We start from the raw sequence: 19,531 nt of genomic DNA, 5'->3' as shown, positions 1-19,531 counted from the left end.
CACCCACTAAACCTTAATGAAGAGCCTTTCCCGTCCCCCGAGTATCCTGGCTAGGCCCGTTGTTATCGTGAACAAAACAAAGGTGTAGAGTAGAGGTATCGTGGTGTAGTAGAGTAGGATGGATGAAATGAAGTCTATGTCCATGTATGTTCCGAGCTTCCCGACCTTCTCCAGATAGTTCTCCGTGTCTCCAAAGTCCGGCGAGACCCTATTGCAGGTGTCTATGGTTAGACTTAGCGTGTATTCGCCTGGATGCTTGGGTGTATACTTTACTAACGTCCCCGTCATATCCATCCATTCCCAGGTGGAGCTAGTGCTTTCTAGGCCGTCGGAGTGGTTGACTGACACGCTACACTCTGAGGGGGTCCTAAATGCTATGTATTCACCGCTGTTAAGATACACTGTAAGAGACACGTTGTCGCCATCTCTGGTGAAGCTTTGAGGCTCGCCTGTAGTGTATATTATAGTGTAGTTCCCGACCCATACAAGGTACTTGTTGGAAACTACCGCCTCCCATAGGGTCCCATTACCTTGGTAATCAGAGGGGTGGAGCGGGTAGGGTTTTAGATTAAAGCGCACGTTATCGATTTCCAGCGCGAGATATACCTCGGTTCTGCTTGGCACGGGAACCGTGCTACCGAAGTCGTCGTCCCAAGCTAATCCATTAGAGACTATATACTTAGCCCACTCGTCCCCAGCACTATTATACATGTAGAGGATTCCTCCCCCGACACTCCTGTTGGTGTAGTCGATGACATGTAGCTTCGCTATCGCGAGGCCGTTCGCTTCTAGCTCCGACGGATCCGGCCTCCCAGGTTGTTCGGCTAGTGTAGCGAGGAAGGACGGGAGTACCTGCAGACCGGCATTGAAGACCAGGACAAAGGATAGGAGCCATGCACCAGCACTTCGCGATATTCTGAAGGGAACCGCCGACAACGCTATTCCGATAGCTGCGAGGGCTTTGCCGAAGTTACTCACTATTATCATCAAGGCCGATATCCATGCTATGGTTATGAAGCCTATATCGGCTACTCTATCCACCGGCCTTAGAGCCGATCCGATTGCACCGGCGAATGGGAATTGAGAAGTGATCATCGTTATAACAAAGACAAATCCCTTGAGCGATATTAAAGTACTTATAGCAGTGGAGAGCCATCCCTGAAACAACTCCCAGGATCCACCCAGCACGCGGGCTATATAGTCGCTTGTTGAAAGCAACCCGTAGAATAGCGCTGCGAGAGCTGCTGTGAAAAACCCGTCCATCATTAATCTTGGGGCCCAACGCTTCAATGGCGGCCACGGTATCGGAAGCGCGTATATCAAGACTCCGATGTAGAATGAGAGTATCGAGAGCTCATATGCGACTCTCAGGTAGTCTACCTCCATCTCCATCAACTCGTTATGACTTGTATCAAGTATGTTATCAGACTGAATATCGTCGACCCGAGCGCGAGCCAGAGAGCCGCCCAGACAGAGTCCTCTATGAAGCTGGATCCCGTCCTTTTTAGCCTACCGAGGGGTATTGGCGCGCCTCGTAGAGTCCAACCAATGCTCCAGGTTAAGAGGAAGACCGCCCACGCCAGTATCGAAATCTGCTGGGTGGTATTTTGGATCAGGTTTAGCAGGTCTTGGACCGCCATTTACTCCCCTTATTGGTAGAAAAAGGCCATATGAAGAGGAGAGGGAGTGGTTAACGGATCTAATCGGCTATTCCACCGTCTGTGAAACCCTTATGTTTCGAGACGATTTCCCCGGCTTTCTCAGCTATCTGTCTATCCTTGTCTTCATAGACCTTATAGCCTATGAGCTCGTAGAACTCCCATCTGGTCATCATCCTCTCTAGGAGGGGTTTCTGTGTGCCACTATTTCTTAATACTTCCAACGCCTCCCTTATAGCACCCATAGCGTATCTGAAGGTTGTTACCGGGAATATGACTATTTTAAAGCCGGCCTCTTTGAACTGGTCAACTGTTAGGTAGGGTGTCTTGCCGAACTCAGTCATGTTTGCCAGTAGCGGCGTGTTGGGTAGGGCTCTTGAGAACTCCTTAAATTCTTCGAGGCTTTTTAGGGCCTCTGGGAATATAACGTCTGCTCCAGCCTCAACGTAGAGTTTCGCTCTATCGATAGCCGCTTCTAACCCCTCTACGCCCCTGGCGTCGGTTCTAGCTATAATCACCGTCTCCTTCTTCCTGGCTTCTACGGCGGCTACTATCTTCTTAACCATATCCTCTGCTGGAATCAGCTTCTTGCCCGTCAGGTGTCCGCACTTCTTCGGTAGGACCTGGTCTTCGATTTGAATCGCGGCTGCACCAACAGCTTCCAGCTCTCTAACAGTTCGTTGAACATTAATGGCCTCTCCGAAACCGGTATCCGCGTCTACGATTATCGGTATGGATACTACTCGTGTTATGTAGGAAGTAAATGTGGCCAGCTCGGTTAAGGTGATCAGCCCCAGGTCTGGCATTGCCAAGCTACCAGTTAGTGCAGCACCGGAGAGATATGCTGCTTCGAAACCCATTCTCTCGACGAGTAACGCTACTGCTGGATTGAATACACCGGGTGCTACTATTATATCCCTCTCTCTCATTAACCTACGGAGCACGCTTCCGGGGTCTTCTATCGGAGACGAGTATAAGAATGCCACTTCCAACACCCTCATTGAGTATAGAGAACTGCTACTGTATATAACCCCGTCCCGGGGAGACACATCATAGGTGGTGAGGCTATATGGGTGGGAGGCAGAGGACTACGCTCTTCATGGAGAAAGGGAAGAAGAAAGAAGAGGAAGAGGTAAAAACGAAAAGTGGATATAAGAAGAAAAAGAAGTAGGGCTGGCAGCATGTCCCTCATTCTTTACCTGGAGGGCTGGTTGAGGTCTAGGGTTTGCCTTGCTCTCGGTGGCCCCCGTGGAAGAGGAGGCATACGATCGCCATAGCCGTAGCGGCGAGTGTTCTCTCTACTGAGGAGACTTTACAGTTGAAAACCCTGAAGGCTGGGGTCATAGCTAGAGCAGCCGCCCTATATAGGGTTGACAAGGTTATCATATACAAAGATAAATTCTCTAGTAAAAAAGACTATAAACTATTGAGGCTCCTGTTAGAGTACATTTCGACCCCACCCTACCTTAGGAAGAGGCTCTTCCCACTCCTACCCGAGTTGCGGGCAGCAGGTCTACTACCCCCGCTGAGAATTCCACTTCATGACATACCGCGTAGGCCCGCTAGGAACTTGGTTATGGAGGGTTTAGTGGAGGAGTGTACAAGCGGCGTCTGTAGGGTATTTCTCGGAAGCTATGGTTACGGTCTCTTAAGAGGGAACTCCAAACCCGGTAAAAGAATTTTAGTTAGAATAATAGATGAAGATAAATTACTATTGGAGCGTGTGACAGACCCGGACTTTTACACCGGATTCCGCGTTGAAGCTAACCCGGACCTGCCACGTGTCCTGGACCGCTACAGAGACCATGGCTATACCATCATAGGTACGAGCAAGAAAGGTGAATGCTATAGTCGAGAGGCAATTCAGGAATATGAGGATAGCAAAGGCTTTCTAGTCGTATTCGGTGGTCCCACGGGGAGCGTTGTGGACGAGGCCTCTCCAGACCTTTACGATCTCGTCTTGAACACAATACCAATGCAGGGAACTAAGACGGTGAGAACCGAGGAGGCAATACACGCGACGCTAGCCATACTAAACAGCACACTCGAATCACAGAGGCTTTATAACCCGTAGGGGGACTTGGCTAGAGGGGGTCTGGAAGAGGATACTGTTCAGGCTGAAGGGTGTTAGCATTGGGAGCAAGAAAGCACAGTGCTCCAAGGAGAGGCAGCCTAGGCTACTCGCCTAGAAAGAGAGCCTCTAGACTAGTTCCACGCATCAAGACATGGCCCGATATAGAAACCGGGGAGCCCCAACCACTAGCCTTCCTCGGCTACAAAGCTGGCATGACGCATCTCTACATGATAGACGATAGAGCCGGGAGCCCAACCTTTGGACAAGAGATCTTTGTGCCCGCTACTGTAGTCGAGGTACCACCGGTCTACGTACTAGCTATCCGAGGCTACGCGTACGACCCTAACCGCGGAATGTATTCTACAGGCGAGGTATGGGCAGAGCCGCCCAGCCAGTTAGAACTCTGGAGGAAGATACCGACTCTTGGCGGGTTTAAGGAAGAGAACTTGAAAAAACTCGAATCAAAACTAGACAGTATAAGAGAGCTCCGGATCATAATCGCGACTCAACCGAAACTAACCGGCGGGCTTAGCAAGAAGAAGCCGGACCTGCTCGAAGTCAAACTCGGCGGCACCACTGATATTAACGCATTGTTCTCGTATGCAACGAAGAAGCTTGGAGGAGAGTTGAAGTTCCCTGACGTATTCAGTGTGGGCCAGTTAGTGGATGTAATTGGTGTGACGAAGGGCAAGGGGTTCCAGGGACCGGTTAAGAGGTGGGGCGTGAAGGAGCTACCCAGATGGCACAAACATAGAAAAGGAAGCAGGCGGACTGGAGCCAGAAGCCACGGCAGGGGCACATGGTGGGAAATTCCAGCTGCTGGGCAAATGGGCTACCACAGAAGAACCGAGTATAACAAGAGGATACTAGCGTATGGTGAAAACGGTTTTGAGATAACGCCGGCCGGGGGGTTCCTACACTATGGCGTGGTTAAGGGTCCCTATGCCATTATCGCTGGTAGCCTACCAGGCACGCCGAAGAGACCGCTGGTGCTTCGCTGGCCCGTCAGGCCGCCGACCTGGTACTTGAAGATGGGTGTCAAGGCTCCTCAGATCGTCTATGTGAGTCTGGCTTCGAAGCAGGGTAACTGAGGTGAGGCAGCATGTATTCGTCTTTGTTCTTGTATCTCAGGGAACCCGTATCGGCTCCCGTTTATGACGTAAATGGTAGTGTCCTGGAGGAGATCACCCTCCCCGACGTGTTTAGAGTACCCGTTAGGAAGGATTTGATAAGAAGGGCGTACTACAGCGAGTTCACGGCAAAATTGCAGCCCAAGGGAAGAGATCCTATGGCCGGTAAGAGAACCAGTGCCAGGAGCCTCGGAGCCCACCACGGGGTTTCAAGGGTACCTAGAATCAGGGGTAGTATGAGGGCCGCCTTGGTGAACATGACTAGGGGTGGGAGGCTAGCGCACCCACCGCGTGTTGAGAAGAGGATTCATGAAGAAATAAACCGCGTCGAGAAGAGGATTGCGACTATGAGTGCTCTGGCCGCGACTTCCATAGTCGACCTAGTTAGAGGGCGAGGCCACAGATTCAGCGTTGAGTCACTTCCAGTAATTCTCGATAGCGGCGTACTCGATGCCGTATCTAAAGTGTCCCAAGCCAAGGAGTTGCTGGAGAAGATCGGCGTGTATGATGATGTGCTAAGAGCTAGATCTGGTAAGAGATGGAGGGCCGGCAAGGGGAAGATGCGTGGCAGGAGATACAAACAGCCGGTCAGCATACTCTTTATCGTGGAAAACCATAGGTCCCCCTTTGCCCTGTCAGTCAAGGGCTTGCCTGGAGTCAGCGTTGCGGAGCCGTGGAATGTAGGCGTGATACACTTGGCTCCAGGTGGCGAGCCGGGCCGGTTAACTGTGATTACCAGGGGTGCTCTTGACCAGTTAAAGGCTAGGTTCAGGGTGATTGCTCCATGAGGCCGGAGGAGGTTATCATTAGGATTCATATGAGCGAGAAGGCTTCGAGGCTTCTCGAAGATGAGAACACGCTAACCCTGATCGTCCGGATGGAGGCTAGCAAGCCCGATATAAAGAGGGCTGTAGAGCAGTTATACGGTGTCAAGGTGGAGAAGGTCAGGACCCTGGTCACATCGAAGGGAGAGAAGAAAGCGTATGTCAAGTTGGCTAGAGAATATAGCGCATCTGAACTAGCGTCGAAGCTCGGCCTAGTCTAAATCCAAACATAATATAATTATTTATAAATAAACTACTCTTGTTTTAATCCCTCGACTCTACCCATAACCTTCTCCGCTATTTTTACAAAGGCCTTGCTCGCCTCCGAGTCGGGGTACTCTATGAAGAAGATCTTACCTTTATCGTTCGCTTCCCTAATCCTAGGGTCTATTGGTATAGATCCTAGAAACTCGATACCGTACTTCCTGGCTATCTCCTCGGCTGCGCCCTTCCCGAATATATAGTGTATTGTGCCACCGGGACACCTGAAGTAAGACATGTTCTCGATAATCCCTATAACCGGCACGTTGAGCCTCCTAGCGAATGATAGACCCTTTAACACTATAGCCTTGGATAGGTCGCTCGGTATAGTTACCAGTATGAATCCAGTGAGCTTCGGTATCAACTGGGCTATAGTAAGTTGCTCGTCGCCAGTACCCGGAGGCAGATCTATTAGGAGGTAATCAAGGTCCCCCCATTCAGTATATGCTAGTAGCTCTCTTAGTGCGCTCGTCTTGATAGGCCCCCTCCATATTAGTGGAGTCTCGTCCTCTGGGAGCAGCAGGCCGAGGCTAGCAACCTTTATGCCCGGAGGGACCTCGACCGGCATTATAGTTCCGTCAGCTCTTGCAGGCATCCCGAGTCCCGTTGGAAGGCCCAGTAACTTGTGGATGCTTGGTCCGTGGACATCGGCATCTAGCACGCCGACCCTCTTACCAGAGACCGCAAGAGCCGCGGCTAGGCTCGCGGTCACAAAGCTCTTTCCGACACCACCCTTGTTGCTCATGATAGCGATCTTGTACTTGATCCTCTTCATCCTCTCCACTATCTTCTTCTGTTGCTCCTGTAGTGCCTTCATCCTCTGTGCAACAGCCTTGTATTCCCCCCTGTTGATTCTCATGGACGACATCTAGCACACCACGGTCTATTTTGCAGGAGAGGCTTTTAACTACCAGGTATAGGCTTGTAGTAGCGGGATGAGGAGTTTGCCGAGTCTGAAGCCCTAGTAGTTGGGCGATGCCGAGTGGTGACCTCACCGACCTTCTAATTAGTCCTGGACTCCACCATGACCCTTGAGGGGTCCGGCGATGAAGATGGTTTTAAGAGGTGAGCCCCATGGGTGATGATCAGGGACCCACGCCGGGAGCCGGCCTCTGCCTGGAGGATCTCCCCTTTGTTAACCCAGAGAGCGCCTATGAGGTATGGTCGATTCTCCAATACAGGGAATACCTCAGGGTTGACATTCTCTTGTATGACAGTCCTGGCTTGGAAGTCTATGCTAGAGGAACCCTGGGAGCCGACTGTGTGTATGTAGAGGAGCTTCATATAAGGAGCTGCGGTGAAGGAGCTGAACGCCTCATACCATTCGCGGATGAGGCTGAGGTAGTTAGGATTAGCTTGGAGAGGATCGGCGGTTCGAACTGTGTTGTACTGGTAGCTAGCTTCAACCCAGTCGCCAGAGCTGCGAGGCTTCTAGAAAAAATAGGTATCACCGGCAAACTAGGAGTACTAGGGTATAGACCTGTGGTGGAGGTAGCCTGATGAAGAACACCATTGTGCTGCCGCGGATCCGCATTAGGGTGGCTAAGTGGCTTCCGAAAGAGGACTTCTACCAGCTCACAAGAATAGCAAGGTATCTGGGGCGCTTCGATAACTATTCGGTTTTCGAGCTTGACCCCGACCGTATAAATAGGAGTGGGCTTGGATTGGACGATATCCTAGCTATTATCAGCAGTATTGATGGTGTCAATGAAGAGGATAGAGAGGCGTTGAAACAACTCATAGCAGAGGCGACCCGAGTCGACGTGTACTTCGGGGATGACGGCTGGATACGGGTTAAATCCAAGGTATACCTTAAGGATATTCTAAGCGAACACGGTATAAGGCTTCCCTATGATAGGAGCGAACACGCCTACAAGGCTCCCCCATACATGTATAGGAGGATTATCGAGGCGTTACAGCGAAGAGGGTTACCCGTTAACGATGAAATCGGCTTACTAGACTCTAGAGCACGGCTTCCGCGGCCCATAGAATTCAAGGGCAAACTAAGGCCCTACCAGGAAGAGGCGCTTGAGAAGTGGCGGTCAAACGGGTATACAGGGATAATTGCTCTACCCACGGGAGCCGGTAAAACTGTCATCGCCATCGCTGGGATCGCGGAGCTGGGAGTCAGGACGTTGGTCGTAGTCTATACTAAAGAACAGGTGAAGCAGTGGATTGAAGCCATCAGGCACTTCACTAACGCTGGAGCCATGGTTGGAGCCTATTACAGCGATGAGAAGCGGCTAGCCCCTATCACGGTAACTACCTACCAGACCACGCATCGCCACCTTAAAGTATTCTCAAGAAACTATGCTTTTGTGGTCTATGACGAGGCACACCATCTGCCGGCTGATAAGTTTAAGGCTATATCGATTGGGCTTGCAGCTCCCTACAGGCTTGGCTTGTCTGCTACCGTTGAGCGGGAGGATGGGAAGCACGAAGAGATCTTCCCGTTGATAGGTGGTGTAATCTTCTCGCTAACCCCCGGCGAGCTCACCAGGCAGGGATACCTGGCTACGTATGTAATTAGGACTAGGAAGGTGAAGTTGCTTGACAACGAAAGGAAGAGGTATGAGGAGCTTAGGAGAAAGTACCAGGCCCTATCTCGGGGTAGGACTTTCCAGGAGCTACTTGAGGCTGCCAAGAAGGGAGACAAGAGTGCTATAGAGGCCTTGCGCGTCCACAAGGAGATGGTGAAACTAGTACAGCATAGCGAGGCAAAGCTGAGGGAGGCCGAGAAAATAATAAACAGTGAACTCGCAAAAGGGTCTAAGATCATAGTCTTTACACAGCTTAAATCCCAGGCCGAGGAGATAGCTAGAAGAGTCAATGGCTTACTCTTACACGGCGGCCTCGACAAGACCCGTAGAGCCCGTATACTGGATACCTTCAAGCGTAGCAGAACCGGTGTGTTGGTAGTGACTACAGTCGGCGACGAGGGCCTCGATATACCGGACGCTAACGTGGGAATTCTCCTTTCTGGCACTGGTTCGCATAGGCAGTTCATACAGAGGCTGGGCCGGTTATTGAGGCCCAAGCCCGGTAAGAATACCGCGGTGCTCTACGAGGTCATAGCCGCGGGGACTAGTGAAGAGTATCAAGCTAGGAAGAGGAGGATGTCTAGGTTATAGATGTGTGGGGCCTCTGGTTTAGAGGTATTCTTTTATCAGGCTTGGTATCTCGAACGGGGTTCTAGCTACTTTCACCCCGACCTCTTCCAGGGCTTTGACTTTGCCTTCGTAGGTGCCGGTCCCCATCATTATTATCGCGCCCGCGTGGCCCATTCGTTTCCCGGGTGGGGCCGTTCTGCCTGCTATGAAGGCAACTACTGGCTTCGTGAACCTGCCTTCAGCTATCATCTTAGCGGCTCTCTCCTCCATGTCGCCTCCGATCTCTCCCACTAGTACTAGTGCCTTCGTCTCTGGATCCTTCTCGAAATACTCCATTGCCTCTGTAAAGGATAATCCTATGATTGGGTCTCCTCCGATGCCGATGACGGTACTCTGTCCTATACCCTCCTTTGACAGGGCATAGCCTATCTCATAGGTTAATGTACCGCTTCTTGAAACTATGCCTACGGGACCTGGCTTAAACGTTGCACCCGGCATTATTCCTACCTTTGACTTGCCGGGGGATATTATGCCTGGGCAGTTGGGTCCTATGACTACCGTCCCTTTTTGCTTTGCATAGTTGACGAACTTTAGGGTTTCGTGGACCGGTATGTGCTCGGTGATTACTACGACCAGCTTCATCCCAGCGTCCACAGCCTCGTACACCGCGTCGGGCGCGAATCTCGCCGGGACGAATATTATCGAGGTATTGGCGTCTGGATGAGCCTCTACCGCCTCCTTCATCGTATCATACACTGGCACTCCATGCACTTCTTGGCCTCCCTTGCCTGGGGTTACTCCAGCCACTATCTTCGTCCCGTAGTCTAGCATGAGCTTGGTATGGAACGAGCCCTCTCTGCCCGTTATGCCTTGGACTATTACCTTCGAGTTCTCGTCTAATAGGACGGCCATTTCACGCCACCCCTCTCTCCTATAACTCTATCACCCTTTTTACTGCTTCAATAGGATCTGTGAAGGCTTCTATCCCCGCTTTCTGCAGTATCTCCTTGCCCTCCTCGGCCCGCGTTCCAGCCAGCCTTATTACTATGGGCTTCGGTATCTGGCCTAGCTCCTCCATGGCCTTGACTATTCCCTTAGCTACTTCGTCTCCCCTGGTTATTCCCCCGAATATGTTTATGAATATCTTCTTGGCCTTGGGATACTCTATGAGGAATGAGACCGCCTTCTTGACTAGGTCGGCACTGGCACCGCCGCCTATGTCTAGGAAGTTAGCTGGTTTGCCGCCGAACTCGTATACGAGGTCCATTGTGGTCATGGTTAAGCCTGCCCCGTTACCGATTATCCCCACCTCTCCGTCGAGCTCGACGAAAGCTAGCCCTGCCTTCCGCGCTTTGATCTCCCACTCCGTATACTCGCCTGTCAGCTCTATCTCCTTTACAAGCTCTTGGTGCCTGTAGAGGGCGTTGTCGTCGACTATCATCCTGGCGTCTAGGGGTATCACCTCGTCTCCCACGAGTGCTAGTGGGTTCGACTCTGCTAGTTCAGAGTCATATTCCACGAACACGTTGTACAGCGCCGTTAGGAAGCGTGAGAAGCTAGATAACGCTTTCCCGGACAGCCCTATCTTCTTCCCTATGAGTCTGGCCTGGTATCCTTTCATCCCGATGAAGGGGTCTATGTGCTGCCGGACTATGCTCTCTGGTTTCTCCCTGGAGATCTCCTCTATGTCCATTCCACCGTACTTGCTTGCTAGGACGACCGGCTTCCTGGCACTCCTGTCGAGAACTATCGCTGCATAGAGCTCTACCTCGTGGGGGATAGCCTCCTCTATTAGGAGTAGCCTCGGCACTAATCCTTTGATGGGCTTGTTAAATAGTTCCTGGACTACCTGTCTGACCTCTTCCTCGGTCTTCGCCATCTTTATGCCTCCTGCTTTACCCCTCCCGGCTACTAGGACCTGCGCCTTGACCACGACTGGTGGCGTCAGGCCTGCCTCCTTCATCTTGGCTATTGGGTCATCCGAGGGCGTGACCAGGACGCTTCTAGGTACCTTAACCCCCTTTCTAGCAAGTATCTCCTTGGCTTCATACTCGAATAACTTCAAGCCAATCCACCCTTCCACAGTGATGTTACGTAGCGCGTTGCAATTTAAATGCTGAATCCATTCCCAAGGTATTAGCCGGCTGTAGGATCGTTTTTAGGTGCCTCGTGAGCCTGGTTACTCCTCATAGCCCCCATTACTAGCTGGGGGCTTGGCCCTTACACGTCGCTTCATCGGCTTCCGTCCAGTTCTGTCGCCGGGGAAGGTTAAATGGCTCCAGACACCGGGGGTTACTAGAGGGAGGAGATTGTATGCCTCGTGTGGATGCTGGATGGATCGTCCTTGATAAGCCAGCCGTAGAGGGTGAAGGCTATGACAGGGTATTGGACGCTGTCGAATCGACCGGTGGAGTACTAGTTACCTATCCCAGCATAGTTACTGCACGTGGGACTCTACGGAGTGTTAGACTGGCGCTTGCGGTGGGTAGTGTTATACTTCCACCCGGTTCAGGGCTCAAGGGCTATGTCATTACCAGTCCAGAATGGGTCGATGGGTGTGTTATCAACGAACTCGCTGGTACGGGTCTAGAGCGGTCGGGGATTGGCGAGGAGCGAGAGATTACGGGGAGGCTTGTAGCGTATAACGCTAGGGATCCCATAGCGTTGTCTGCGAACGGGGTCAAGGGCGTTTTTCGTACAAGAGGGTCCCTATCCGGGTGTATTCCTCTAGTGCTGTTGGATGGCCAGCCTGTCATTGGAGCCAGAGGCGATGGCGTGTATTGTACAAACATCGTTGAGGGTCCCTCAATAGAGTTCCTTAATTTTACTGCTAGGCTATACGCCTCCTGTAGGGGGCGATGAGTAGGCTACCCTACACCGAAATAATGTATGTGGAGCACCGACCACTACATGAGCCCCTACTGCATGGTGGGTATGGTATGGGGCTTCCCGGTAGACGTGAACTAGCTGTTTACCGCCTCGTCTTGGAGCTCGGCGAGGCGAATCTGGGCACGATTATAGATAACGTGTCCAAGGAGTTGTGCATGACGCGTAAAACTGCGAGGAATATAATCAAGTATTTGGCTAAGATTGGTGCTCTTGAGGTTATCAAATACCCCGGGGAGCTCTCGGTGCGTGCTAGGGATCCCCGCGAGTTCCTAGAAATACTTACAAGCGGCTACATAAGCTCGCGTAGGGAGCGTTGCAGGGATAATAAATAGACGGTTGTAAGGGTACTTCCATCGAAGACGGGGATGAGGAGGGCTGTACTCGCCAACGCCCCCGGTCCCGGGGGGCTGTGAAGAAGCCTTTAAGTCCCGACCCGCATAGATTACAACCTTTTACCTCTGCCCCGAAGACACCCTATAGGAGGTGGATGAGATGTCGCTTAGGCTGAGGAGACTGAAGAGGATACCTAAGGGCGAGGAGTACGATGTAGTGATAGTAGGCGGTGGTCCAGCTGGCCTCAGCTCCGCGATCTATACGCAAAGGTTCCTCTTGAGGACGCTCGTCGTGGCTAAAGAGCTCGGTGGACAGCTCAACTTGACAGATTACATCGACGACTATCCCGGGCTCGGTAAAATCAGGGCCAGCGACCTGGTTAACAAGTTCAAGAAGCATGCAGAGATGTTCAAGGCCGATATATACTATCCCGAGGAGGTTGTGAGGTTCGAACGCTTGCCCGATGGGCGTCTAAGGGTTCTCGGTAAAAGGGGTCTCGACGTGGTAGCCAAGGCCGTGATAATGGCTGTTGGCTCGACTAGGCGAAAGCTGGGCGTCCCCGGGGAGAGGGAGTTTAGCGGTAGAGGCGTTAGCTACTGTAGCGTGTGCGACGCTCCCTTCTATGCTGGGAAGGACTCAGTCGTTGTCGTCGGAGGCGGAGACGCGGCTTTTGAGGGGGCTATACTTCTGAGCGGCTACGTGAGGAAGGTATACCTGGTGCACAGGCGGGATCAGTTCCGTGCTAAACCATTTTTCGTCCAGGTCGCCAAGTCTAAGGACAACATAGAGTTCTTGTTGAATAGCATCGTTACCGAGATAAAGGGGGATGGGAAGGTCAAGTCGGTCGTCGTAAAGAATAGAGTCACTGGCGAGGAGAGGGAGATAAAAGTAGACGGGGTCTTCATCGAAATAGGCTTCGAGCCCCCCAAGGAGTGGTTCGAGAGCCTCGGGCTCAACACTGACGACGCGGGTTACATCAAGGTAGACGAGTGGATGAGGACTAATCTTGACGGGGTATTCGCCGCGGGAGACTGCACTAGCCAATGGCGCGGGTTCAGGCAGGTCATTACCGCCGCGGCGATGGGCGCTGTTGCAGCCTACAGCGCCTATAATTACATCGTCGAGAAGGGATGGTATCGGCCGGTCGAGCTGAGCATCGAGGGTACAATATTTCAACGCTAGCATGATCATGCACTAGATAAGACTATGGGGGTTAACCGGGGAGCTACAATGGCTAGTCTACGGTTGAGAGATGCCGTGGAGAGGGTACCGGACCCCTACAAGCCTCTAGCCGAGGTAATGGCCAGGCAAAAGTATCATTTCGTCGGGAGGCATACTGTGGTCAAAAAGTGCTATTGGACGCATACCGCCATAGTGGAGAATAGGTTCTGCTACAAGTGTAAGTTCTATGGCATAGAGAGCCATAGGGACATCCAGATGAGTCCATCCGCCTTCTGGTGCTGGAATGCATGTCTACACTGCTGGAGAATCAGGCCTCAGGACCTAGGCATCGACGTAGATGAAACGAGGATGCCCTTCAGCGACGACCCGAGAGAGATAGTTGACGGTATAATACGCGAGCATAGGAGGATCGTTAGTGGATACAAGGGGCACCCTAAGGCCGACCCCAAGAGGATAGAGGAGGCCATGAACCCGGTGCACGTCACGATGAGCCTAACCGGGGAGCCAACACTCTATGAGCTACTGGGAGACTTGATAAAAGAGATTCACAGGCGTGGTATGACTACGTTCGTCGTGACCAGGGGGGTGCGCCCGGACGTCCTAGCGGGCCTCGACGAGGAGCCCAGTCAACTTTACATTAGCCTTGAAGCCTGGGATAGAAAGAGCTACAACTACTTCAATAGGCCCCTAGTACCGAGGGGATGGGACCTAACCTTGGAGACGCTCCGGATACTCCCGAGCTTCTCCAGCCCGACAGTATATAGGATAACGCTCGTCAAGGGCTTCAACGACACTGCAGAGGCTCTAAGGGGGTTTGCTAGGCTCGTTGAAATCGGGCTGCCAACCTACGTGGAGGTAAAAGCCTACATGTGGGTTGGGGCTAGTAGGGAGAGGCTCAGCAAGGCAAACATGCCCAGCCACGACGAAGTTAGAAGGTTCGCCTGGAGGCTCTCTGAGCTCACAGGTTATAAGGTGCTTGGCGAGGTCAAGGCGAGTAGAGTAGTGCTGTTAAGCTCTATAGAGAAACCGATCAGGCATGGAAAGGGGTGCCCGGAGGGGCCCGAGGCACCCGAACCACCAGGCGGGGGAGAATACGACGTGGAGGACCCCGAGCTAACCTACTAGGCTCCAATAATAAGTATGTGGTGGGGACCCTCCTTTCCATGGCGCCGATGACGATCAACCTCGTCACCGACTCCAAGGTGGAGAATGCGCCGGAATCTGAGGCGCCTAGCTTAATCCTGTGGGGTGAATCTAGGTGGGTGGAGAAGGCCTGGAGGAAGCTGTTGAAGCAACGGCGGAACTGCTCAGTAGATCTACTTATGCCATCGTATTCACGGGCTCGGGTATATCCTCGGAGGCAGGGATACCGACTTTCCGGGGAAGAGATGGTCTCTGGAACAAGTATAGGCCGGAGGAACTCGCATCGCCAGAGGCCTTCAAGAGGGACCCCCTAAGGGTTTGGAGATGGTATGCTTGGAGGCTGAAACTGGTCCTACAGGCGAGGCCGACGCCAGCCCATAGAGTTATAGCCGCGCTGGAGAATAGGGGCTTGGTAAGGTCTGTTGTAACACAGAATGTTGACGGCCTGCACCAAAGGGCTGGTTCCAGGAATGTAATCGAGCTACACGGTTCTATACTGCGGGCGCGTTGCACGGGTTGCGGCTACAAGTGGATGATAGACAGGGTCCTGGAGGATAGCGAGTTGCCCCTGAGATGCCCCAGGTGTTCCTCACTTGCCAGGCCCGATGTTGTCTGGTTCGGCGAGGCTCTACCTCCCGATGCTCTTCGTAGAGCCTACAGTGAATTCCTTAAGGCCGATCTAGTCCTGGTTGTCGGCACTAGTGGGGTTGTCGAGCCCGCTGGCAGCCTGCCACTCCTTGCAGTCGAGAACGGTGCCAAGCTCGTTAACATTAACCTTGAGCCGAACAGGTACTCTGGTATTGCGCACGTGAATTATATGGGGTCTTCAAGCGGGTTCTTTAAGGCTCTAGCCGAGAGGCTAAAGATATCTATATGAGGCTGGCGCCACTCCATAAGTGGTTCCGCCTGGAGAGGCAATGGATGTGGTGCCAGGGGCGTGAGAAGCCATAGCGTACCCAGGATCGTGGTGAAGCGTAGAGGGAGCGTGTTGGAATACGCGTTACGTGTGATTGTCGAGTTCAATAGGGGGTTTGAGAGGATCGGGCTTATCGGTTATGGAAGGGACGTCTGCGTGCTAGCCGACGTCGTCGCAGAGGTACGTAGGAGGCTGGGGGGTTCTGTCGAGATTGTTGGATGGGAGATAGATAGTAGGCGGGTAGGGGGTGGGAGGGAGAGCTACTTGTACGTTGAGTTAGCCTATAGGCCCGAATCCTAGGGGCTATTCACCGGCCGTGTCAAGTCGAGATGGCGGTCCGCGATAGATTTGCCGCGTCTACCAACCCTGTTATGAGCGACTTCACATCCTCTATGACCTCGATTGGATCGGTCTCGCCGCGTTCTATGCTGGTTAGCCTCTCTTCCATTCTCCTGCTGGTCTCTTCGGAGACTAGCTCGGCGAAGTTCTCGGCTAGGTACCCGTAGACGCTGATACCGTGCTTTGTCGGTATCAGGTAGTTGAGCCTCTTACTCTCGATTACATAGCCGTGCCTTATATTGGCCTCTATCGCCTTGGCATAGGTGCTAGGCCTGCCTATGCCGCGCTTCTTCATCAACTGTATAACGTCTCCGGACTTTAGTAGTGACACCGCGCTGGCCCTCACGACACGCGTCTCCAGTACCGGGATCTCCTGGCCCTTTGATAACCCGTCAGCCCACTTCCTGGCCCTGGGCTTGTAGACTAGATGGAATCCCTCGCCCCGGTAGTCGACCGGGCCCTCGACCACTTCGTTTAGTGTGCCTAGCCTGAGCGTTATCGACGCCATTTTCACTGTTGACGGGGTCATCTGGCTGGCGATGAACCTCCTGAATATCAGGTCGTAGAGCTTTATGTGGGCTCTAGTCAGTTTTAGCGGGACCTTTATAGTACCATCGTAGACCATTCGTTCGAGTTCCTCTGGAGATATGGGTCTTGTGGGCCTGATTGCTTCGTGTGCTCCAGAGTCGCCCCAAGACCTGGGCCTGTAGAGGTGCTTTAGGCCAGTCTTTTCTAGATAGGAGGCCGCTATAGCCATCCCGGTTTTAGATACCCTGGTGGAGTCTGTTCTATGGTACGTAATCAAGCCGCTTTCAAATAAGTCTTGGGCTAGCTTCATGGTGAACCGGGCGTTATAGGAGTACCTTCTAGACGCCTCGTAGAGTAGGGAGTCCGTGGTGAAGGGGGGTGGGGGGTTATGTGTTTCCTCCCAGTATGTGGCTTCGGCCACAATTATACTCTTGGATTGTGCCGCTTGCTCGGCTTCTGCTTTATCCTTTGTGAAGAAGTAGACTCTGCCGTCTTCTAATACCGCTACTACCCGGTAGCCCCTCCCTCTCTTGTACTCCTCGTACCTGTCGATTATCCATCCGAGAACTGGAGTCTGTACCCGGCCGGCTCCGTACCATCTCTTACCGAATACGCTCCATAGGTGGCTGCTGAGGTAGAACCCTATCCATCTGTCCTCTATTCTCCTGACGATCTGAGCGTTAACTAGCGGCTCTTCTATGCCGTTTGCGTTCCTTAGGGCTTCTAGAACTGCCTCCCTCGTAACCTCGTGGAATCTCCCCCTCTTTATGTTGTCGTTATAGGGTTTTAGGGCGAGGTAGACGTCCCATGCTATCTTCTCGCCTTCCCGGTCTGGGTCGGTTGCTATGATTACCTCGTCGACTTCCGTAGCTAGCTTTCTCAATAGTTGTATAGTCCTCCTTGAGTCGTTGACGTTTACCGAGCCGCAGCGGGGGCAGGGGCCGGTGCCAGCGTATTGGTATCCGCAGTCGAGGCATCTCCTTATCGGGGCATAGACGGGTCTTATCCTACCGTTATCCATAATGACGCCATATACCCCGTCGTCTTCATCGATTGATAGATCGTATAGATGCCCTCTCGTGGCTGTTATCGTGAGCAGATACACTATGCCGGTCTCCGGGTCGCTAACGCTTGTCTCGTAAATAGTCGTTCTACCACTTCTCCTCTTGCTTGGTCTGCCCCAGAACCAGGCTATTGTCCGGGCTTTAGTGGGTGACTCCACTATGAGGAGGACTGATTTAACTGTGACCTTCTTCCCTTTACCCTTCCTGCTCTCCTCGATCCTAGCCAGCTCGTCTTCCACGGAGACCCTTGAGAAGTCTACAGGCTTGTCGCTAGTGTACCAGGAGAGTCTCTCCCAGAGTGCCTCTACGAGATCCTTTCTCCGCTCCAGGATTATGCTTACTCCATAAGTCATTGTGCCCTTGTAGAGCCTGCTCGTCCTGCCACTGGCTTGTAGGTATGTTGGGGCATCGGGTATGATGACCGATAGCTTGTCCCCGCTATTTTCAAGGACGATTCCTCCGATCCTCAGCGTTTCCCCTACTCCAATGCGTGTTTTGAATTCTTCCTCCGCCCGATCGGCGGCTTCCTTCATCGTCGAGATTAGCTCCCTTAGAAGGCCCTCTGGCTTGATCCTACCCTTGAACGCCATGGATACTATACTGTAATCTGTTATTTTATCCATTAGCTTCCTTATTTTATCGATATAGGACTTAGCCCACTCTATACCCTGATCATTCAAGTAGTATAGCAGTGTCAAGAGGCGCCTAGGGTTTGAAACAGCATCTTCATAAAGTTGAATCCTGGCTGGTACGCCCAGGAATACAGCATACCTGACTTTTTCCGGAAGATCGAGTCCCCTCACTATGACACCGTACCTGCTGGCCACGCCGACTAGGATCTTTACCTTACCGCTAGCCAGCTTCTCTATACTCCTCCGGGAGCCAGCTAGCGCCAGTGAAGCTGGTATACCCGCCTCATCCAGCTTCTTATAGACTAGCTTCGCATGTGTTTTACCATATAACTGTGAGATGAATACTATCCCCCCGTCTCCCATGGTTTTAACTATCTCTATAACATCGCCAATAGGATTTTCCGTGATCTTATAGGTGTCGAGGACGTTCCTCATGTAGTCAGTTCCACCGCCGACCTCGAAGCCGAGTAGCTCCTTGAAGAGTAAGTGTCTTATGCCCCGTGGCCTGCCCGTTGCAGATGCGATAACTAGTTGACCCTGGCTACCGTCTATCGAGGCTCGTAACCTGGATTCTACCTCAGCTACTCTCGACCTTAATTCCTCGATTTTCTCCTCTTTCCCTGAGGCTAGGGCGGCGTACAGTTTGAGTTTGGCCTTGACTAGCTCCTCTGCAGCCTCTATCGATTCCCTTGAGAACCCCAGTAGTAGGAGGACCCTGTCGACGTTTCTGCTATTCCTGAGTAGACTGTCCACATCGTCGACTATGACTAGGTTGAAACCGCTGCTTCCGGATAATAGATCGAATCTCCTCTGCAAGAAACTTGTGGTCACAACGAGTACCTTATAACTGCCCTTCTTGATCCTTTCAAGCTGCTGCTCCTTCAACGCCTTCGGCATAGAACCATAATAGTAGGCTAGCTCCCCTCCCACTAACCCCTTGAGCCTCTCAACAACCTGTTTGGCCAAGTTCTCGGTAGGAACCAGATAAAGCACGCGCCACCGGTCACGGCGGACTCTATAGGATGCATAGGCCTGTAACAGCGTGGACTTCCCCACTCCCGTGGGTGCTATTATAGCCAGGCTCTCAAGGGAGAGTAGCCTCTTAGCCCAGCTAGCTTGAGCGCTCCAGAGGCTCGACCCCACCCTAGCCTCGAAAAAGACTTTAAAATCGTCGAATCTCTCCGCTAGGTCGTACAGCCATAGATAACCCTTCAACACGCCTCTCTTAGCGAGGCTCTGGGCTATCTCAGTCACCGTGCCAGCAGTCGCATTAGGCAGGCAAGCCTCGCATGGAAGGCCCTTTTCCAGTCTCTCGGCACTTATAGGCCCGCCACAGTTAGGGCATGAGGTCTTGAAGATGGGGTCGAGCCTCTTCATAGTGGTATCACCGGTCTTACTCGTGGACCTCGTCTAGCTAGATGCCGTACTCCTGTTGCCTATTACGCGGG

19 protein-coding genes are annotated in these 19,531 nt (G+C 52.5%); 12 read left to right on the top strand and 7 right to left on the bottom strand.

Annotation, left to right across the window (positions count from 1 at the left end):
* Positions 1–6 precede the first annotated feature (6 nt).
* Genes F7C38_04420 through prpB form a run of 3 tightly spaced genes read right to left on the bottom strand, consistent with a single transcriptional unit; the run spans position 7 to position 2,644 of the window.
* Positions 7–1,386, bottom strand: a complete 1,380-nt coding sequence (locus F7C38_04420) for a hypothetical protein (GenBank protein MCE4600791.1) — start codon at positions 1,384–1,386, stop codon at positions 7–9.
* Between the two features lie 5 nt (positions 1,387–1,391).
* Positions 1,392–1,640: a hypothetical protein gene (locus F7C38_04415; GenBank protein MCE4600790.1), complete on the bottom strand. Its 249-nt coding sequence runs from the start codon at positions 1,638–1,640 to the stop codon at positions 1,392–1,394.
* 59 nt (positions 1,641–1,699) lie between these two features.
* Positions 1,700–2,644, bottom strand: a complete 945-nt coding sequence (gene prpB / locus F7C38_04410) for a methylisocitrate lyase (GenBank protein ID MCE4600789.1) — start codon at positions 2,642–2,644, stop codon at positions 1,700–1,702.
* Between the two features lie 239 nt (positions 2,645–2,883).
* Between prpB and F7C38_04405 the strand changes: the two genes are divergently transcribed.
* The 4 genes from F7C38_04405 to F7C38_04390 are packed head-to-tail and all read left to right on the top strand — an operon-like array spanning position 2,884 to position 5,907.
* Positions 2,884–3,732, top strand: a complete 849-nt coding sequence (locus tag F7C38_04405) for a hypothetical protein (GenBank protein MCE4600788.1) — start codon at positions 2,884–2,886, stop codon at positions 3,730–3,732.
* 59 nt (positions 3,733–3,791) lie between these two features.
* Entirely contained in the window at positions 3,792–4,823 is a 1,032-nt protein-coding gene (locus tag F7C38_04400) for a 50S ribosomal protein L3 (protein MCE4600787.1), read from the top strand.
* Between the two features lie 11 nt (positions 4,824–4,834).
* Positions 4,835–5,650, top strand: coding sequence for a 50S ribosomal protein L4 (rpl4p, locus tag F7C38_04395; protein MCE4600786.1), 816 nt, complete (start codon positions 4,835–4,837; stop codon positions 5,648–5,650).
* A complete protein-coding gene (locus F7C38_04390) occupies positions 5,647–5,907 on the top strand; it encodes a 50S ribosomal protein L23 (GenBank protein MCE4600785.1) in 261 nt (86 codons plus the stop codon). The genes rpl4p and F7C38_04390 overlap by 4 nt, the downstream gene beginning before the upstream one ends.
* Positions 5,908–5,939: 32 nt before the next feature.
* Here the strand turns inward: F7C38_04390 and F7C38_04385 are convergent, their stop codons facing one another.
* Entirely contained in the window at positions 5,940–6,815 is an 876-nt protein-coding gene (locus F7C38_04385) for an Mrp/NBP35 family ATP-binding protein (GenBank protein ID MCE4600784.1), read from the bottom strand.
* A gap of 206 nt (positions 6,816–7,021) precedes the next feature.
* Between F7C38_04385 and F7C38_04380 the strand changes: the two genes are divergently transcribed.
* Positions 7,022–7,447 (top strand): hypothetical protein, encoded by a 426-nt coding sequence (locus tag F7C38_04380; protein MCE4600783.1) that lies wholly within the window; start codon positions 7,022–7,024, stop codon positions 7,445–7,447.
* Positions 7,447–9,078 (top strand): DEAD/DEAH box helicase, encoded by a 1,632-nt coding sequence (locus tag F7C38_04375; GenBank protein MCE4600782.1) that lies wholly within the window; start codon positions 7,447–7,449, stop codon positions 9,076–9,078. Before F7C38_04380 ends, F7C38_04375 begins: the two co-directional genes overlap by 1 nt.
* Positions 9,079–9,096: 18 nt before the next feature.
* On the opposite strand, the gene sucD is transcribed toward F7C38_04375, so the two are convergent.
* Positions 9,097–9,969: a succinate--CoA ligase subunit alpha gene (sucD, locus tag F7C38_04370; GenBank protein MCE4600781.1), complete on the bottom strand. Its 873-nt coding sequence runs from the start codon at positions 9,967–9,969 to the stop codon at positions 9,097–9,099.
* A gap of 19 nt (positions 9,970–9,988) precedes the next feature.
* Positions 9,989–11,122 (bottom strand): ADP-forming succinate--CoA ligase subunit beta, encoded by a 1,134-nt coding sequence (gene sucC, locus F7C38_04365; protein MCE4600780.1) that lies wholly within the window; start codon positions 11,120–11,122, stop codon positions 9,989–9,991.
* 248 nt (positions 11,123–11,370) lie between these two features.
* Here sucC and F7C38_04360 point away from each other — a divergent pair, with 248 nt between their 5' ends.
* The 6 genes from F7C38_04360 (at position 11,371) to F7C38_04335 (ending at position 15,820) form a co-directional block, all read left to right on the top strand.
* A complete protein-coding gene (locus F7C38_04360; protein ID MCE4600779.1) occupies positions 11,371–11,919 on the top strand; it encodes a hypothetical protein in 549 nt (182 codons plus the stop codon).
* On the top strand, positions 11,916–12,278 hold the full coding sequence (locus tag F7C38_04355) for a hypothetical protein (protein ID MCE4600778.1): 363 nt from the start codon (positions 11,916–11,918) through the stop codon (positions 12,276–12,278). The genes F7C38_04360 and F7C38_04355 overlap by 4 nt, the downstream gene beginning before the upstream one ends.
* A 160-nt stretch (positions 12,279–12,438) precedes the next feature.
* Positions 12,439–13,461, top strand: coding sequence for a thioredoxin-disulfide reductase (gene trxB / locus F7C38_04350; GenBank protein MCE4600777.1), 1,023 nt, complete (start codon positions 12,439–12,441; stop codon positions 13,459–13,461).
* Between the two features lie 48 nt (positions 13,462–13,509).
* Entirely contained in the window at positions 13,510–14,586 is a 1,077-nt protein-coding gene (twy1, locus tag F7C38_04345) for a 4-demethylwyosine synthase TYW1 (GenBank protein MCE4600776.1), read from the top strand.
* Positions 14,587–14,719: 133 nt separating this feature from the next.
* The gene (locus tag F7C38_04340; GenBank protein ID MCE4600775.1) at positions 14,720–15,481 is read left to right on the top strand and encodes an NAD-dependent deacylase; all 762 of its coding nucleotides are present in this window, start codon (positions 14,720–14,722) and stop codon (positions 15,479–15,481) included.
* A gap of 60 nt (positions 15,482–15,541) precedes the next feature.
* A complete protein-coding gene (locus F7C38_04335; protein ID MCE4600774.1) occupies positions 15,542–15,820 on the top strand; it encodes a hypothetical protein in 279 nt (92 codons plus the stop codon).
* Between the two features lie 19 nt (positions 15,821–15,839).
* Here the strand turns inward: F7C38_04335 and rgy are convergent, their stop codons facing one another.
* Positions 15,840–19,460 carry a reverse gyrase gene (gene rgy, locus F7C38_04330; protein MCE4600773.1) on the bottom strand — a complete coding sequence of 1,207 codons (3,621 nt, stop codon included), beginning with the start codon at positions 19,458–19,460 and terminating at the stop codon, positions 15,840–15,842.
* Positions 19,461–19,531: the final 71 nt, after the last annotated feature.

Source organism: Candidatus Thermodiscus eudorianus (assembly GCA_015521085.1).
Lineage (GTDB): Archaea > Thermoproteota > Thermoprotei_A > Sulfolobales > Acidilobaceae > Thermodiscus > Thermodiscus eudorianus.
The sequence above is the reverse complement of the archived record's forward strand: the minus strand, read 5'-3'. Positions and strand labels throughout refer to the sequence as shown.

Excerpts from the sequence above, each read along its gene's own strand:
- F7C38_04420 (MCE4600791.1), bottom strand. The coding sequence starts at position 1,386 with ATGGAGGTAGACTACCTGAGAGTCGCATATGAGCTCTCGATACTCTCA.
- F7C38_04415 (MCE4600790.1), bottom strand. The coding sequence starts at position 1,640 with ATGGCGGTCCAAGACCTGCTAAACCTGATCCAAAATACCACCCAGCAG.
- rpl4p (MCE4600786.1), top strand. The coding sequence starts at position 4,835 with ATGTATTCGTCTTTGTTCTTGTATCTCAGGGAACCCGTATCGGCTCCC.
- F7C38_04390 (MCE4600785.1), top strand. The coding sequence starts at position 5,647 with ATGAGGCCGGAGGAGGTTATCATTAGGATTCATATGAGCGAGAAGGCT.
- F7C38_04385 (MCE4600784.1), bottom strand. The coding sequence starts at position 6,815 with ATGTCGTCCATGAGAATCAACAGGGGGGAATACAAGGCTGTTGCACAG.
- F7C38_04380 (MCE4600783.1), top strand. The coding sequence starts at position 7,022 with ATGGGTGATGATCAGGGACCCACGCCGGGAGCCGGCCTCTGCCTGGAG.
- F7C38_04375 (MCE4600782.1), top strand. The coding sequence starts at position 7,447 with ATGAAGAACACCATTGTGCTGCCGCGGATCCGCATTAGGGTGGCTAAG.
- sucD (MCE4600781.1), bottom strand. The coding sequence starts at position 9,969 with ATGGCCGTCCTATTAGACGAGAACTCGAAGGTAATAGTCCAAGGCATA.
- F7C38_04360 (MCE4600779.1), top strand. The coding sequence starts at position 11,371 with ATGCCTCGTGTGGATGCTGGATGGATCGTCCTTGATAAGCCAGCCGTA.
- F7C38_04355 (MCE4600778.1), top strand. The coding sequence starts at position 11,916 with ATGAGTAGGCTACCCTACACCGAAATAATGTATGTGGAGCACCGACCA.
- trxB (MCE4600777.1), top strand. The coding sequence starts at position 12,439 with ATGTCGCTTAGGCTGAGGAGACTGAAGAGGATACCTAAGGGCGAGGAG.
- twy1 (MCE4600776.1), top strand. The coding sequence starts at position 13,510 with ATGGCTAGTCTACGGTTGAGAGATGCCGTGGAGAGGGTACCGGACCCC.
- rgy (MCE4600773.1), bottom strand. The coding sequence starts at position 19,460 with ATGAAGAGGCTCGACCCCATCTTCAAGACCTCATGCCCTAACTGTGGC.